Origin of the sequence: Metabacillus dongyingensis (assembly GCF_019933155.2) — a bacterium.
Lineage (GTDB): Bacteria > Bacillota > Bacilli > Bacillales > Bacillaceae > Bacillus_P > Bacillus_P dongyingensis.
This window is the reverse complement of sequence record NZ_CP082944.1, coordinates 956,818-972,355: the sequence shown is the minus strand read 5'-3', so window position 1 is coordinate 972,355 and position 15,538 is coordinate 956,818. Positions and strand designations below refer to the sequence as shown.

Here is a 15,538-nt window from a genome sequence, read left to right as displayed (position 1 = left end):
ATCCTCACCATTTATTATAGCTCGTTCTGAAAAGAATTGATATTATTTTCAGATAATTTAAATTCTCTCCACAATTGTGGCTGTCGCCATTCCGTGTCCAATGCATATTGTCAGCAGACCGTAGCGAGCATTCCTGCGTTCAAGCTCATTGACGAGGCTCGTCATAAGCTTTGCCCCAGTAGCACCCAAAGGATGTCCAAGAGCGATCGCTCCACCATTTACATTCACTTTTTCAAGGTCTGCCCCGATCACTTTCTGCCAGGCAAGGACAACAGGAGCAAATGCTTCATTGATTTCGAAAAGATCAATATCGTTTACAGTAAGCCCGCTTTTCGCAAGTACCTTCTGAGTCGCAGGAATGACTCCTTCAAGCATATAGGTGGGATCAGAGCCTACAACGGCTTGTGCCACAATTCTTGCTTTGGGTTTAAGTCCGAGCTCTCGTGCTTTGTCTCCTTCCATTAATAGCACTGCCGCTGCCCCATCACTCATTTGGCTGGCATTGCCTGCCGTTACAACGCCATCTTCTTTAAAGACTGTTTTTAATTTTGCCAGAGCTTCAAGAGAGGTATCGGCACGAGGACCCTCATCCTGATCAAATACGATTTCTTCTCCTTCTTTATTCAGCCCTTTAAGAGGCAGAATTTCAGTTTGATAGATTCCTCTTTTAATGGCTTCAAGAGCCCTTTGATGGCTCCTGAGTGAAAAAGCATCAAGCTCCTGCCGGGTAATCTGATGTTTTTCTGCAATCATTTCGGCTGAAATGCCCTGATGAACAAAGTTATATTTTTCATGCAGGCTCACAGGGATCGTTTCATCGTTGCCGTCGCTTAGGATCGGAACCTTCGTCATGCTTTCTACACCCGCTGCAATGACTATGTCCATATCACCCGACCTGATTTCCTGGCAGGCAAAATGAATTGCCTGCTGGCCTGATCCGCACATGCGGTTAATTTGAACGGCAGGCACGGTGACAGGAAATCCGGCTTCAAGAACGGCGAGCCTGCCAATGTTAAAGCCTTGTTCTGCAATTGGGGATACACAGCCCATGACCACATCCTCAACCTGTTCTTTCGGCATACCTGCTCTTGTTACAACCTCATCTAACACCGCAGCTGCTAGATGAACAGGATGTGTTTCTCTAAAGGCGCCCTTCCTTTTTCCAACAGCCGTTCTTACCGCTTCAACAATTACTACTTCCCGTGTCATTTTCTCTCTCCTTCGTATATGTAAAATCCTATTCCGGTTTTTCTCCCGTAATGGCCGGCTTCAACTAGCTTTCTTAACAGCTGCGGAGGCAAAAAGCGGTCACCGTATGCATCCGCCATCCCATTGCTGACAAACAGCATCGTATCAAGGCCGACTAAGTCAGCAAGCTCAAGCGGACCCATTGGATAATTCAGTCCAAGCTTAACCGCTTTGTCGATATCTTCTGCACTTGCAATGCCTTCCTCATAAATCCGGATGCATTCAAGCATATGAGCAGACAGAGCTCTTGTTGTGACAAAGCCCTGAGCATCTTTTACTAACACCGTTTCTTTCCCTATTTCAGCTGATAATTTCCTGATTGCTTCTATGGTCTGGTCAGAGGTATCTATGCCCTTTACAATTTCGATCAGCTTCATGACAGGGGCCGGGTTAAACCAGTGCATGCCAATAACCTGATCCGGTCTTTTTGTTGCAGCTGCAATGGCTGTAACACTTAGTTCTGACGTATTTGTTGCCAGGATAACACCTTTTTCGGTTAATTCATCAAGTTCTTTAAAGATCGCTTTTTTGAGGTCCAGATTTTCAGGAACTGCTTCAACAACCAGCTCTGCTGCATTCACTGCATCTGCCAGCACGGTAAAATGGCGGATATTTTCTAATGCTGCTGACTTTTCAGCTTCTGAAAGATGACCCGCTTTAACAAACCTTGATAAGCTTTTATCAATTTTAAATTGTGCTTTTTCCAGCGCTTTTTTTGAAACATCATATAAGTGAACCGTTTTTCCTGCCGCTGCAAAGGATTGGGCAATCCCGCTCCCCATTAAACCTGCACCGATAACGGCTATTTTCTGTATGCTCATGGAAGTGAGTCCCCCTTGATTTATGGTGATTGGATTAAGCTAAATCTAAATTTTTTACGATGATGGTTTTCATGATTTCATTTGTGCCGGCGTAAATGGCTGAAACCGGAATATCCCGATATCGTCTGGCAATCTCGTATTCTTCCATATATCCGTATCCCCCATGCAGCTGCATGACCTCTGATGCGACCTTTTTTGCCATATCCGTAATCCAATATTTAGCCATGGAAACGCGTGTCACAGCGTTTTTCCCTAACATATGCTCGATAATGACAGAGTCTAAAAATGTCCGGCCAATCTCTATTTCCGTTGCCATTTCTGCTAAGCGGAACTGGACGGTTTGAAAATCGCTGATAGATTTTCCAAAAGCTTTCCTTTGCTTTGTATATTGTTTGGCAATCGTAAGCATTCTTTCTGCAGACGTCTGTGCTCCGATTGCTACAAGGAGACGCTCCTGCTGCAGCTTATCCATTAAGTAATAGAACCCTTTGCCTTCTTCACCTAAAAGGTTTGCTGCAGGCACTTTAGCATCCTCAAATATGAGCTCTGCTGTATCCTGAGCGTGCAAGCCTACTTTCTCCAGTTTTCTTCCTCTTTTAAAGCCAGGTATGTTTCTTTCAACGACAAGAAGGCTGATTCCTTTGTGAGCAGGCACCGCCTTTGGATCCGTTTTGCAGACTACAACAATTAAATCAGCACAGATCCCATTCGTAATGAATGTCTTCTCTCCATTTAAGATATAGCAGTCTCCTTGTTTAATAGCTGTCGTTTTAATGGCAGAGAGATCTGAGCCCGCACCAGGCTCAGTCATTGCGATTGCCGAAATCGTTTCTCCCGTTACACAAGTCGGCAGAAATCTCTGCTTCAATTCATCCGTTCCATAAGAATCAAAATAAGGCACTACAATATCATTATGAAGGCTTATGCCTATTAAACTTGAGCCCACTTTTTCAAGTTCTTCGTTTATTATGACGGAATAAGCAAAGTCTACGCCTGATCCGCCATATTTTTCATCGGTCCATGGACAGAGAAAACCTTGCTCTCCCATTTTAATCCACAGCTCCCGCGGAACCATTCCGGCTTTTTCCCACTGATCATAATATGGTACTGCTTCCTTTTGAAGAAATTTTCTTAGTGCTTCACGAAATATCTGATGCTCATCTTGCAAATATGCTGCAGGCATTTGAATCAGGTCCCCCTTTTTATGTGCTTGGCTGTTCTGCGAGTTTTTCCCTCAATAAAAATTTCTGTATTTTCCCGCTTGCGTTTCTAGGCAGTGCATCGACAAAGTGATACGTTCGCGGTCTTTTATAAGGAGCAAGCTTGTCACTCGTTTTACAGAATTCCTCAAGCTCTTCTTCGGTTAAATTCAAATCCTTCCTTACAATAAAGGCAGTTACGCACTCTCCCCATTTCTCGTGCGGCTGCCCTAAAACAGCAGCATCCAAAACCCCTGAATGCTCAAATAAAATATCCTCTACTTCTCGCGGATACACATTTTCTCCGCCGCTGATGATCATGTCATCTACACGGTCTGCCACATATAAAAAGCCGTCATTGTCCAGGTATCCTAAATCGCCTGAATGGTACCATCCTTTGTACAGCGCTTTTTCGGACTCCTCTTTCATGTTGAAATAGCCTGCCATCATACAAGGCCCTTTCACAATGATTTCTCCAACCTGACCAGGCGGTAAAATATCATCAGGCTCTGATGGTCCGTCTTCATTAGGCTTTACAATCCGCAGTTCATGCCCGTAGCATACTTTCCCAGCCGAGCCTGCCTTTGTCAGCTGCTCATCCTCTGACAAAAACGTTACAGCAGGACCCATCTCAGTCATGCCATACGCCTGAATAAGATCTGTTCCAAGCTTTTCTTTGCATAGCTTGACAAGAGCCGGTGCCATTGGCGCTGCCCCATATAACCCTAAACGCAAGGATGTGAGATTATAGGTTTCAATCTTTTCTTGAAGCATCATGTTCCACATCGTTGGCGCTCCGAAGAAAACCGTAATTTTTTCCTCTTCAATAAGCTGGAGGACAAGCTCCGGCTCAAAGTGATGCAGGATGACATTGCTCCCGCCGGCCTGAACACGCGGAAGGAAACAGCAATGGAGCTCAGCACAGTGAAACATTGGCGCTGCTACCAATCCCCGGTCATCCTTTGTCAGCCTTTTTGAAGCGATACAAACATGATTTTGCTCAATCATATCGCGGTGACGATGAAGAACTCCTTTAGGCCTTCCAGTCGTTCCGCTCGTATACATGATGGCATATAAATCATTTTCAGTTACTTCAATTTCTTCAAGATTATTTTTTGTATCCTTCACGTTATCATGGTAGCTTGATGCATATGAAGGCGGTTCACTGTCTATAAACCAGAAGGAGATCTGATCAAATTGAGATTGTATTTCACTGATTTGAGGCTCAAGCGCCCGTTCGAAAAGGACGATGGAAGGCTTGGCATCATTTAAAATATAAGCGACCTCCTGAGCTTTCAGCCTGAAGTTGATTGGATTGATGACGGCACCGATTTTGGCACTTGCAAAATAAGCGGTTGCGAGCTCAATCGTATTAAAAAGATACGTTGAGATGCGGTCTCCTTTTTTTACGCCCGCTTCTAAAAAAGCATTTGCAAGCTTATTCACTTCCTTCTGCCAATCGGCATACGATAAGCGAATACCCCTGCGGACATCGTAAATTGCTTCTTTTGCTGGGTATTTCTCAGCAGTCAAATCAAAAGTCTTTCCAATTGTTAAATACATAGAAACTCCTCCTTTATATAGAAAGCGTTTACAAAAAATAAGGTAATAGTCTTGCCTTTTTAAATGAACCCTTTATTAACATTCATCATTTTTCTGAAAATTCCTTCATTGCATCTCTAAATCTCTTATTAGATGGTTATGTAAAATGGAATTGCTGATAATTCACAAAAGAAATAAGACCCTAAAATGATTGACTTTAATGGAACGACTTACATATAGAAGAGGTTAAGATTATTTATGGATACGGTTCGACAAAGTTCATTAGGAAATCGAAAAACCTAGTCTCTAATGAACGGGAAATTGACGATACTGGTGAAGATAGATTGATATTCTGTCCCCCTGTCCCTCGGGAAATACGGGATCGATTTAATTCCGATCCCGTGAGATTCACCTCTTTCATAATGAACGTCCTCAATATCATCGCTGTGGAATAGGTTGAGTTATGTCTTCCTTTGGTTTTGGGACAGGCTCTTTCTCACGCTGGGCTTCAGATTTTCCTTTCATTTGGCAAGGGGCATCCATACATTGGTTTATTTTAATATCATTCCGCTAAGAACCATTAAGGAATTGATTAACATGTGCCATATTACTGCAGGAACGATACTTTTTGATTTGACTGTAATAGCCCCGAAAAACAGCCCTCCCAAAGCAAACACAAGGCAACTGCCCCAAGAGTATCCAAGGGAATAATGCTGCAGCCCAAAGCCTATGCTCGTTATCATTACCGCCCATCGATTGCCAAAGTGCTCAGAAAAACGACTTAGAAGCATGCCTCTCCAAATGATTTCTTCAAGCACGGAGTTAATGATTGAAAAAATAATCATGAACCGCCAAATTTCCTGGATGTATGCCCAGCCATTATTCACAATAAATGGCATAAAAGCAATGAGATTTATAATCATCGCAATGGAGAGAAATGCACTTACCTTGGTTTGATGGAAGCCTGACAAAATAAACGGTACGCGAACCGACTCACCCCATTGCGGCAGCTGCCAATAGCGCATGAAAGGAAGTTTGTAAATAAGCGATATGGCTGTTAACGGAAGAATGAGAAAAATCAACGACAACCTATTGAGAATGATGTGCATTCCCTCAGGATTCAGGTCAGTGATCCAATGTGAGTTCACATAGACATATAGAAAGAATCCGATTCCGAAAGCCATCGTTGTCACGATAAAAAATCTCATTGATTTATTGATGAAGAATAACCATGCGCATATTCCCCAAATACTCATCAGCAGGTATTGATTTGTTTGTAAAATGATAATAAGTGTCCCAAATAAGAACAATGACGCTATATTTCGTAAAACAGTGGAATAAAAAAGAGTCTCCTTCATCAGTCGAGATGCTCCTTCTCTTAGTCGCTTTGGCCATTCTCTTTTTTCCGGTTCTGTTTTTTCCGGCATCTGAACCATTGCACTTTACAGACGAAATGAGAAAAAATTAGGGCGGGAAGCCTTATTTTTTCCTTTTAGAACGGATGATTAAGAATGTTTCTTCTTCCTGATCATCTTCATATTTATCATAATCATGCTTTTTAGATTCTTTTTTCTTTTTCTTCTCTTCATGGTAGTTATTTATACTTTCTTCTATTTGTCGGATTTCCTCTGTCAATTGATTGCGTTCTTTCGTTTCTTTTTCTTTTTCTTTTTTCTCCTTTTTTATTTTTCTATCTTCTTCCTTTTCTTTATTAGATTCTTTTTTCCTTTTCTTCTCTTCATGGTAGTTATTTTTACTTTCTTCTATTTGACGTTTTTTCTCTGTCAATTGATCGCGTTCTTTCTTTTCTTTTTCTTTTTTCTCCTTTTTTTTCTTTTTCTCTTCTTCCTTTTCTTTATTAGATTCTTTTTTCTTTTTCTTCTCTTCATGGTAGTTATTATTACTTTCTTCTATTTGTCGTTTTTTCTCTGTCAATTGATTGCGTTCTTTCTTTTCTTTTTCTTTTTCTCTTTTCTCCTTTTTTATCTTTTTTTCATCTTCATTTTCTATAATAGATGCCTTTTTTGAGTTGTCGTCTGTTTCTTCCGGTTCTGTATTCTTATTAAACATTCGTATTGCCGAACCGATCAATTTTTCTACAGGTATCTGCTCAATAAGGGAACTGAGAGTAAACTCCGTCTCAGCCGGCGGGGCCTCCTCTGAGTCTTCCTTCCCTTCATCCTTTTCCTGATTTTCTAGTTTATCTAACTCTTTTTGGATAAACCGCTTCCACTCCAAATCGCCCTCCTGTTTCGAAACTGCCGAAAGTGCTGCTTCATCTGCGACCGGATTAGAATCAGTTTCCCTCTGGATATGATCCATTGATTGGGAACCTCCTTTTATATGTTAAATGACTCTGTATATGTTTATGTGAGTTAGCGAATCTGGATTGGGCTGAAGCGGAATTCACCCAATAATAGTCCATTACCTATATGATCTAGGACATTTAATCATATACTGAACTATTCTTATAAGGAAGGACTGAAAGCAGAATGAAAACAAGAAACATAGATTTTATTAGGGATAGAATCTTATTCATTCTCGGTATGACTTTATGCGGCGTGTTTGTTTTCGTACTAGTGGCGGGCGTTATCGTTGCATTGCTTACGTCTAGGGACGGCAAGAAACGAACGGGAACGATTGAGTCCGTTCCGATGCAGGAAGACGAGGCTGCGATCGCGTTAAAAGCTGAATCCGACGAGTAAAGGCTGGCTGAAGCGATTTTAGTTTCATAATAAATGGGCAGAAGGAAATGCAGACGCCATTTAGAAAGCAAACCGCATATTCGCACAATTGTGTCTGGATCATCCCGGATGCTCGGGTAACGAACGGCAGCGTTGTGGTTTTAATGGCATGGGGTGCCTTGAATCAGATAGAAAAGAAAGAGCAGGCGGGACAGAGCTGAGGCTTCTCGGGTGAAGTTGCCTTCGATTCTTGTATCCTGTGGAAACAGCCATAGAAGACTATATCCATCTTACCTGAGTGGGAAATACGTCAACCGGGCTTGATAAAGACACTTATTATAGAATGATTTACGAATTTGGTAAAGCGCATCAACGGGTCGATCGTTTTCAGGAAGCGGAGTATTGCAGTGATTTGTTGAACGAGGAAAGAGCCGAGAATGGCTAAATATAGTTTCGTAAGGAGGTGAAACAGTTGTCGAGGAAAAATCAAGTGTTATCACGAATTTTCAGCGAAATCAATCGGGAATTTAGATCCTTTACCGCTACCTACACGACGGCGGTCAAAAACGGAGCAGACCTAGCCGAGCAAGAAATCATTGAAGCTGTAAAAGATCGTGATCAACCCATCGATATCGTTGCAGGAAAATTATTCGAAGCCGTAAAGAAGGGTGTACATTATGCTGGTGAACAAATGGCCGGCTCCGGAGTCGATATCTTCGAACAAATGAAAGCAAAATCGAGAAAAAAATAAGGAAGCCTGCTGCATTTAATTCACTGCTTGGGCCTGCATATTCAAAAGCAATGGCTGACTCTAAGGGATGCGTTTCTCCCTGCAGAGCCAGCCATTGATTAGTTATTTCTATTAGAATCTTATTCTTCTTTGTTCGATTGCTCTTTCGTCATCCCTTGCTGTAACCGGTGTCCGATGATGCTCGGATGGAAATATTCGAGTATCTGAATCCCTGGTTTACGTCCGAAATAAATGAAGTATCTTTTGTAAGGCACCTTATTTTGCAGATTAGGAAAGTGGATCTTGATCGGCCGCCCGAAAAGATCGACCGTTTCCGTTTCGTTCATGAATCCGGAGTCGGCAACCTTTCGGAATGTACGCATTCCGAGTGAGCTGATCGCTTTTCCAATTCCCTCTTGTTGATGTGCAATTTTCTCGAACAAAGCGGGAGGTACATGCTTAGAATATACAAGCGCAATGTTGTGTGACACGACAAATCGACTATTCTCGCCGATCAAAACCGATTCTCGAATATAGTACGGACCTCCCGAGGATTCACCCATCAGGTTTGCATCCTCTTCACCTATTTGTTCTTGCCGGACCACATGTACAATCATTTTCTCGTTCAACAGCATTTCCAGCAAATCCGTTGTCCGTCCATCCGTTACTAATAGAAAGTCAAATATCAATCCGTGTAAAACATCCGACGCCTTTCCCTCAAACTGTGGATCTATCATACTTCACCTCCATTAGACAATTGTGCGCGACTCTCTTCGCCAGTTACTTGAAAATTGTTAATGGTACAAACCGGAATCGCAGAGCGCCTTCCAGAATGCTTGAAACTCCTCAATGTTGATTTGCTGCTTCGCGTCGGAGAGAGCGGCTGGGGGATTCGGGTGCACCTCAACCATAATCCCGTCGGCGCCAGCGGCAAGCGCTGCCTTAGCACAAGGAAGCAGAATATCTTTCCGCCCGGTAGAATGAGTGACATCCACCAGCACTGGAAGATGGGTCTCCTGCTTTAAGATTGGAACAGCGGAAATATCAAGCGTATTGCGAGTCGCTTTCTCAAAAGTGCGTATACCGCGTTCCATTAACATGACCTGGTCATTCCCTTGGTGCAGAATATATTCTGCTGCGAGCATAAACTCCTCCAAAGTAGCGGAAAGGCCGCGTTTCAGCAGGATGGGCTTCTTTGTTTGGCCGACGGCTTTCAGCAGGTCGAAGTTCTGCATGTTGCGCGCGCCTATTTGAAAGATATCGATATAACGGGCGGCTGTATCGATTTGAGCGGGACTCATAATTTCGCTGATTGTCACCATTCCGGTTTCATCCGCCACATCCTTCATAATTTTTAATCCTTCTTCACCGAGCCCTTGAAAATCGTAAGGAGAAGTTCTCGGCTTGAATGCCCCGCCGCGTAAGACCGTTAAGCCAGCTTTCTTTAAAGCGGAAGCAACCGTTACGAGCTGATCTCTCGATTCGACCGAGCAGGGGCCTGAGATCAGCGTATGCGAAGAACCACCGATCACCGCTTGCTTAATATTAATAATCGTATCCTCGCTTTTATGGCGGCGGCTTACGAGAAGCGGTGATTTCTCTTGTTGCAATTTGTCGCTCATGATGAACAATCCTTTCTTTCAGCCTAATTAATAGGAATCTTCCTAACCAATTATCGTTTTGCTATCCGAATTCAATGGATCTATTACTATGCGCCATTACTTCGCTTTTTGATATATACAGGCTTTATCGATGGAACGTTACTCATGAGATCGACACGATCGAGCAACGTAGTGATTTCAATGGTGACCGGCACTTGAAGTCGAGAAAATAATCGAGAACAAACATTTTCCTCCGACCACTTCCCGGAATCATGCGAATCCAGTAAAAAGTGCAACCCCTTTTCCTGCTCTAGCACCTTCCAAGCATCCGGAGCAGGAGACAACGAATATACGGCTTCCTGAATATCCATTGCATCTAGGACGATGTTTCCGAAACGGATTCGATCCTTGCTTCTGCCGTAATGAACCAGCTTGGTTCCATCTCGGCCGCAATTGCATAAACAGGGCTCTACAGAGATAATGTCTTCATTAAAATATCGCAGCAGAGGAGAACCCTGATGGGAAAGCGTCGTAATCGCCGCAAACCCTCTTTCTCCATAAGCGACGGGGCTTGAACCGTCCTCATTCAGTACTTCTACGAAAAAATCTTGTTCTACGATATGCATTGTGCCATTCTCGCACATTGTAGCGATATTGGCAGTTTCCGTCGAACCGTACATATTAAATACAGGCACGCTCCACAGCTTTTCTATATGCTCCCTGCGCTTGTCGCTCATTAATTCACCGGCGACGCATATGGCGCGCAGAGCCGGAAAGTCCTTGCTCGGTTCAGAACCACTGAGACGAGCCGCTTCGGCCAGCAGTTCCATCTCACGCGGGAGCCCCGCCAACACAGTTACAGAAAGATGTTTCATCAGGCTTAATACTCTGGGGTAAGGGGTAACTACAGTACGTCCGCTTGCAGGAACGACCCCAGCTCCTGTCTGCCAAGCTGCATGCTGCATTAAGAATGCAGGCAGAGCCATTGCATAAGGAAAGCGGATCAGCACCAGATCTTCTGACGTCAAACGCACACCGCATTCCTTCAATTGTCTTCCGCCAATTATCATATCTTTTTGCGTAAACCAGGCAGCGGAGGGCTCCCCGGTCGTGCCGGTCGATTCGTGGTATTGAGCGATTTCCTTCATATCGACGGCGAGGTGACCGAAGATGCCGGCTTTCCGCAGATCTTCCTTTGTCGTTAACGGAAGTGACTGGATGTGACTCAATCCAATGCCGTTTAATGTATAGTCCGATAATTTCCTCTTGTACAGAGGGGATTTTAGAATACGCACAAACATCTCCTGAAACTTTCGCGCCCTCTCTCTATCGATGTCGCTCATTAAGACACCTCCTCTCTCCTTTTTTGTATATAGCTAATTGAATACTCTGGTCGCTTTGCCGAACGTACGAGGGATATCGTGTCTGATTACAACTTCGCATTGCAGCCCAATCCGATCAGCCATATGCTTTTGAATTTTTGCCGCCAATTGCTCGTCACTTAGCTTCGTTCGAAACTTCTCGGCTTCAATTGTGAGCACTCCTTGATCCAGCTTTAGGTGATACCATAAACCTACTTCGGGAATTTCCATGAGAAAGTGCTCGATCAAGAATGGAGAATAGTCTTCAGTACCCACGCGCAGCATGTGCTCCATTCGGCCTCTTAGCTGCATAACGTCCAATGAGATTCCGCAATCGCATTTGGATTTTTGCAAGTTGCCAAGATCCCCGCTCCGATAGCGTACCATCGGCATTCCTTCACGCAGCAGCGTTGTCACAACGATTTCTCCCGTTCGACCGTACGGGAGCACTTCCGCAGAAACAGGATCAACGATTTCGACTTTCACATGCCCTTCCATGACGTGATACCCTTTATGCTTACTGCATTCTACACCGATAACTCCGCACTCGGTTGAGCCGTAGAAGAACGAGACTTCGCATCCCCACCACTTTTCCAGCCGTTCGCGGAAGGTGGAGGAGCATCCTTCTCCGGTAAGCCAAATTTTCTTCAGGCGAATATCTTCACCAATTTTTATACCGAACTTCTCGCTTTCTTCTGCTAGGAGTGCTGCGTAAGAAGGGGTTGTAGTAAGGACCGTGGCTTGAAATTCCTTCATTAATTCCAGCGACTTATCAATAGGAGCCATGTAACCGCCTTTGCCAAGCGATAGAACCGCCGTACCAAACGCAAATTGAAATAATCGCTGAAATCCAAGGCCGGGCAGCGCAAATTCATAAGGCAGCGCTACTGCCGCGACATCATCGTCCGACTCCTTAAACAGCTCCAAATACTTCGGCAGCAGATCGTATACATATTGATCAGCTAATGTGTAAGAGGTATATATGGGCTTACCCGATGTGCCGCTGGTTAGGTGAACTTGGCCTATTTCTTTCGGATCGACGCATAATATCTTTTGTTTATCGCCTCTAATGACATCTTTCATCAGCATCGGTACGGAAGCTAATTGATCGAGACTATCGATTTTAGGCTCTGTGAAGCCTGCCTCTTCCAACGTCGAACGGTAGTATTCATTTCGGTTCCACACATGAGCAAGTGTGGCGTTAACAGCTCTTAACTGATAATCTTCTATTTTTTGATGAGAAATTATTTCAATGGTTTTTCCTTCATCATCCAATTGCTTATAAAATTCCTTGAATTGTTCTAGATGGGATGAATGTTCGTCAACGGAAACTGTCATCTTATGAGTTTGAAACTTCATCTAAGTCCTCCATTCCATGTATTCTTTATACTCTTAGAATCTGCGCTGCCTAAACTGCATGTACCAATGGCCCTAAGGCAGACAACATCCTACAGCCACCTGAAGCATAGAATCGATTTAGCGGTCCCAACGGAAACTATCATTGCGTCTCTTAGAAAATATAATTATAGAAATGTAAAGCAATACAGGATCTGCGCACGATATCTTTACCGTTTGATTGTCGGTTTCTATAACGGTCTCTTGTGGACTAGAATTCATAAGGATAGGATATTTCACCTTCATTGACCTTTTTATATAGACCTTTAGGTTCGCGTCCTTCGCATTCGCCGAGCGAACGCGTTACATAAATTTTGATAAAATCACCTTTAAGAAGTAAAAAACGAGTGAGGGCACGGTCCGTGCCATACCCTCATCTATAAACAGCTTTACAACCTAGATATACTGCGATTTGTTTCCTTGGACAGTTTTGATCCATCTATATTAATTTCTTGCTTCAACCTTTTTGGCAATTCGATTTATTTTTACCCTGCTTTTTTGCCAGCTTCTCTTTATTTTTTTTGGCTTTTTTCTCTTCTTTATTTTTCTTTCCATCACTCATGTTCTTCACTCCTTCCTTTACTCTTTATGAAATGCACGGAAAGTCAGACTTGATTCGGACAAATACACATTTTATAAAAATGAGTATTCTGTCCAAACCCTTCATATAAACCATACATATCGTAACTAGCACAAATCGTTTATTTTAAGGAGGGGATTGATCCGTGTTGTTATTCGGACTGGAGAATGATCAAGATTTTGAATATCTCAATACACGTCTTCTGGTAAGCTGTCCAGCCAGTGGTTCAGATCAGGGTGGACTATTTTTGCTGGACTTTAAAAATAACGCTTTGGAGAAGCTTTATACCGGCAGTTGCTCGGGAATGACATTGGTTAAGGATCGATTATTCATAGCGTCCGACGATAATCAGATCATTACTATGGACCAGAGGTTCCAAGTCATCCAGAAAACGAAACACTTGAAACTCGATTTTCACGACATCGTTAAGTTTAATGATCATGTTGTTTTGGTTGTGGAAACGGCGATTAATGCGATCGGATGCTATGAGACCGATACGTTCACCCGAATAGGGGAGATTCGATTCAATTCTGAGGATAAAGACGTTCATCATATTAATGACATTTGGTTAGATGGTCGTACTTTATATGTTTCTATGTTTTCTCCATATGGAAAATGGTATCTGGACCCGATTCATAAAAACGGTGCGATTGTCGCGATTGATTTGACCGATTTTCATCCCGGACAAAACCTCGACATAGACCCGGCGAATCATGTCGTCGTAAAGAGTTTGTATATGCCTCATTCGATAATGGTGCATCAAAACAAACTATCATATTGTGACTCTATGTCGTTCAGTGTCATAGTCGGGAACGAGGCGCCGATTCAACTGCCAGGTTTTACACGAGGACTTGCAATAACGGACGATACGATCTTTATCGGACAGAGCAGGATGAGGCATGTTTTACGAATCCCTCACGAGTTCTCGAATTGCTGCTTGGATGGCGGAATCTATGTCTACAATCCCGAATTTAGAATCTCTCGATTTGTATCATTGCCAGCGCAGCAGGTGTATCAGATTCTTGTTCTTGATCCAGATTTTTCGTTGGGAGGGGAAAATTGAAATGAAAAAAAACGACACCAATATGAAGGAATTCGAGGAAGGAAAAAAGATTCTTCTTAAAGGCGTAGACGGAGATAAAAAGGCTGTGAAAATCGCCTATGAGATTTTCTTAAAGCTTCGCAATTCCGAGCCCGACAATGCTCTTATTGAAGCCTATTACGGCAGCACTCTTGCGCTATTAGGACGAGATGCTGTTCAGCCTCTGGAAAAAGCGGATAAAGCTCAAGAAGGGCTAGATTCATTGAATCAAGCAATCTCCATGGACCCGAACCAGAAAGAAATTCGGTTGCTGCGTGCGAATGTATGTCTGCGGCTGCCAGAGTCCTTCTTCCATTGCTCACAGACGGCGATCGAGGACTTCAACTTCCTGCTTGATCGTTATAAAGAAGATTCCAGTTACCTTACTAATAAGCAAGTGAGGGGAATTATGGAGGATCTAAGTACTGCTTACCAAAATATAGGGAAATTTGGCGAGGCGAATGAAGTATCGCAACGATTAACCAAGTTGAAATCAAAGAAAAAGTAACAGAAAAAAAAATACTGGGGAGGAATAGACATTGGTGAATGTAAGCGAGAAGGATATCGGGAATTTACTTGAGCAGGTTATTCCGCTACACAAGGAAGCCGTGGAAGGCAATGAAAAGGCCGTTCAAGATATGCATCAGTTGTTGGAACGGGTGCGATCCGACTATCCGGGCCACCCGCTTGCGGATGCATATCATGGCAGCACCATGATTCTAATCGCTCGGGATAAGACAAAACCGCTGGAAAAATTGAGGTGGTCGAAAGCAGGACTGAAGCTTCTTGATGGAGCGGTAAGTGCTGCCCCTCATGATATCATGATCCGACTGCTGCGAGGCAAGGCCGCGTATATGTTGCCTGAAAAGCATTTCCACCGGGCCCAAACTGCGATTGAAGATTATACCTTTCTCATCGATCAGGGTAAAGAAAGCTTCCTTGAGACCGAAAAATACTTGCAGCTTATCTACGAACTTGGCGAGGTATACTGCCGGATCGGTCAAAATCAGGCTGCGGCTATGTGCTGGAACAGGCTAAAGAACGAAACCCAGGATCCTGATTTTCTGCATCTCCTCAACCTAAAGCTTAAGCCTTTGGAAGGGAAACCAGCTGTTGAGCAAATTCCGAACGCCGAGAGCATCAAATCAATTTTGATAAGAAAGGCCGTTCGTGCCGCCGGGAGCGAGCTCATAAGCTGGGCGGAGCAGCTAAAGAAAGAAGAAACCCCTCACAATCAGCTCAAAAAGAAAGGACGGCGCTAGTCCATGCTGCAACAGGCCATAGGGAGGGAAAGTT

Annotated in this window: 14 protein-coding genes and 2 pseudogenes; 5 read left to right on the top strand and 11 right to left on the bottom strand. The window is 43.5% G+C overall.

All coding sequences use genetic code 11. From position 1 onward, the window contains the following. Nucleotides 1-57 precede the first annotated feature (57 nt). From K8L98_RS04935 to K8L98_RS04910, 6 genes are all read right to left on the bottom strand, one after another. Nucleotides 58-1,209, bottom strand: a complete 1,152-nt coding sequence (locus K8L98_RS04935) for a thiolase family protein (RefSeq protein WP_223440151.1) — start codon at nucleotides 1,207-1,209, stop codon at nucleotides 58-60. After that, nucleotides 1,206-2,069, bottom strand: coding sequence for a 3-hydroxyacyl-CoA dehydrogenase family protein (locus K8L98_RS04930; protein WP_223440150.1), 864 nt, complete (start codon nucleotides 2,067-2,069; stop codon nucleotides 1,206-1,208). Before K8L98_RS04930 ends, K8L98_RS04935 begins: the two co-directional genes overlap by 4 nt. 34 nt (nucleotides 2,070-2,103) lie before the next feature. Beyond that, nucleotides 2,104-3,252 (bottom strand): acyl-CoA dehydrogenase family protein, encoded by a 1,149-nt coding sequence (locus tag K8L98_RS04925; RefSeq protein ID WP_223440149.1) that lies wholly within the window; start codon nucleotides 3,250-3,252, stop codon nucleotides 2,104-2,106. A gap of 19 nt (nucleotides 3,253-3,271) precedes the next feature. Beyond that, nucleotides 3,272-4,831: a fatty acid--CoA ligase gene (locus K8L98_RS04920; RefSeq protein ID WP_223440148.1), complete on the bottom strand. Its 1,560-nt coding sequence runs from the start codon at nucleotides 4,829-4,831 to the stop codon at nucleotides 3,272-3,274. A gap of 530 nt (nucleotides 4,832-5,361) precedes the next feature. After that, nucleotides 5,362-6,168 (bottom strand): CPBP family intramembrane glutamic endopeptidase, encoded by an 807-nt coding sequence (locus tag K8L98_RS04915; protein ID WP_223440147.1) that lies wholly within the window; start codon nucleotides 6,166-6,168, stop codon nucleotides 5,362-5,364. Nucleotides 6,169-6,289: 121 nt separating this feature from the next. Then, entirely contained in the window at nucleotides 6,290-7,132 is an 843-nt protein-coding gene (locus K8L98_RS04910; protein WP_223440146.1) for a hypothetical protein, read from the bottom strand. A gap of 170 nt (nucleotides 7,133-7,302) precedes the next feature. On the opposite strand from K8L98_RS04910, the gene K8L98_RS04905 reads away from it, so the two are divergent. Continuing rightward, nucleotides 7,303-7,515 (top strand): hypothetical protein, encoded by a 213-nt coding sequence (locus K8L98_RS04905; protein WP_223440144.1) that lies wholly within the window; start codon nucleotides 7,303-7,305, stop codon nucleotides 7,513-7,515. A gap of 451 nt (nucleotides 7,516-7,966) precedes the next feature. Beyond that, the gene (locus tag K8L98_RS04900; protein WP_223440142.1) at nucleotides 7,967-8,245 is read left to right on the top strand and encodes a hypothetical protein; all 279 of its coding nucleotides are present in this window, start codon (nucleotides 7,967-7,969) and stop codon (nucleotides 8,243-8,245) included. A gap of 119 nt (nucleotides 8,246-8,364) precedes the next feature. On the opposite strand, the gene K8L98_RS04895 is transcribed toward K8L98_RS04900, so the two are convergent. The 5 genes and pseudogenes from K8L98_RS04895 to K8L98_RS04875 all read right to left on the bottom strand — a co-directional run. Continuing rightward, complete coding sequence (locus K8L98_RS04895) at nucleotides 8,365-8,961, bottom strand: 4-hydroxybenzoate synthetase (RefSeq protein ID WP_223440139.1); 597 nt, start codon at nucleotides 8,959-8,961, stop codon at nucleotides 8,365-8,367. A gap of 57 nt (nucleotides 8,962-9,018) precedes the next feature. Then, a pseudogene (locus K8L98_RS04890) lies at nucleotides 9,019-9,861 on the bottom strand (bifunctional 3-deoxy-7-phosphoheptulonate synthase/chorismate mutase); the annotation flags it as partial. A 71-nt stretch (nucleotides 9,862-9,932) separates the two neighbouring features. After that, nucleotides 9,933-11,168 (bottom strand): phenylacetate--CoA ligase family protein, encoded by a 1,236-nt coding sequence (locus K8L98_RS04885; RefSeq protein WP_223440135.1) that lies wholly within the window; start codon nucleotides 11,166-11,168, stop codon nucleotides 9,933-9,935. Between the two features lie 33 nt (nucleotides 11,169-11,201). Beyond that, on the bottom strand, nucleotides 11,202-12,545 hold the full coding sequence (locus tag K8L98_RS04880) for a phenylacetate--CoA ligase family protein (protein WP_223440133.1): 1,344 nt from the start codon (nucleotides 12,543-12,545) through the stop codon (nucleotides 11,202-11,204). A gap of 247 nt (nucleotides 12,546-12,792) precedes the next feature. Beyond that, nucleotides 12,793-12,939 (bottom strand): annotated as a pseudogene (locus K8L98_RS04875) (adenylyl-sulfate kinase); the annotation flags it as partial. A gap of 469 nt (nucleotides 12,940-13,408) precedes the next feature. Between K8L98_RS04875 and K8L98_RS04870 the strand changes: the two are divergent. From K8L98_RS04870 to K8L98_RS04860, 3 genes are read left to right on the top strand one after another with little or no spacing between them, the layout of a single operon-like run. Beyond that, nucleotides 13,409-14,224, top strand: coding sequence for a DUF4915 domain-containing protein (locus K8L98_RS04870; RefSeq protein ID WP_223440131.1), 816 nt, complete (start codon nucleotides 13,409-13,411; stop codon nucleotides 14,222-14,224). 1 nt (nucleotide 14,225) lies between these two features. After that, on the top strand, nucleotides 14,226-14,750 hold the full coding sequence (locus K8L98_RS04865) for a tetratricopeptide repeat protein (RefSeq protein ID WP_223440130.1): 525 nt from the start codon (nucleotides 14,226-14,228) through the stop codon (nucleotides 14,748-14,750). 34 nt (nucleotides 14,751-14,784) lie between these two features. Then, nucleotides 14,785-15,504, top strand: a complete 720-nt coding sequence (locus K8L98_RS04860; protein ID WP_223443171.1) for a hypothetical protein — start codon at nucleotides 14,785-14,787, stop codon at nucleotides 15,502-15,504. The last annotated feature ends 34 nt before the right edge of the window (nucleotides 15,505-15,538 follow it).

What these genes read in the sequence shown, in the direction of transcription:
- K8L98_RS04935 (WP_223440151.1), bottom strand. Translation starts at nt 1,209, where the DNA reads ATGACACGGGAAGTAGTAATTGTTGAAGCGGTAAGAACGGCTGTTGGA.
- K8L98_RS04930 (WP_223440150.1), bottom strand. Translation starts at nt 2,069, where the DNA reads ATGAGCATACAGAAAATAGCCGTTATCGGTGCAGGTTTAATGGGGAGC.
- K8L98_RS04925 (WP_223440149.1), bottom strand. Translation starts at nt 3,252, where the DNA reads ATGCCTGCAGCATATTTGCAAGATGAGCATCAGATATTTCGTGAAGCA.
- K8L98_RS04920 (WP_223440148.1), bottom strand. Translation starts at nt 4,831, where the DNA reads ATGTATTTAACAATTGGAAAGACTTTTGATTTGACTGCTGAGAAATAC.
- K8L98_RS04915 (WP_223440147.1), bottom strand. Translation starts at nt 6,168, where the DNA reads ATGAAGGAGACTCTTTTTTATTCCACTGTTTTACGAAATATAGCGTCA.
- K8L98_RS04910 (WP_223440146.1), bottom strand. Translation starts at nt 7,132, where the DNA reads ATGGATCATATCCAGAGGGAAACTGATTCTAATCCGGTCGCAGATGAA.
- K8L98_RS04905 (WP_223440144.1), top strand. Translation starts at nt 7,303, where the DNA reads ATGAAAACAAGAAACATAGATTTTATTAGGGATAGAATCTTATTCATT.
- K8L98_RS04895 (WP_223440139.1), bottom strand. Translation starts at nt 8,961, where the DNA reads ATGATAGATCCACAGTTTGAGGGAAAGGCGTCGGATGTTTTACACGGA.
- K8L98_RS04885 (WP_223440135.1), bottom strand. Translation starts at nt 11,168, where the DNA reads ATGAGCGACATCGATAGAGAGAGGGCGCGAAAGTTTCAGGAGATGTTT.
- K8L98_RS04880 (WP_223440133.1), bottom strand. Translation starts at nt 12,545, where the DNA reads ATGAAGTTTCAAACTCATAAGATGACAGTTTCCGTTGACGAACATTCA.
- K8L98_RS04865 (WP_223440130.1), top strand. Translation starts at nt 14,226, where the DNA reads ATGAAAAAAAACGACACCAATATGAAGGAATTCGAGGAAGGAAAAAAG.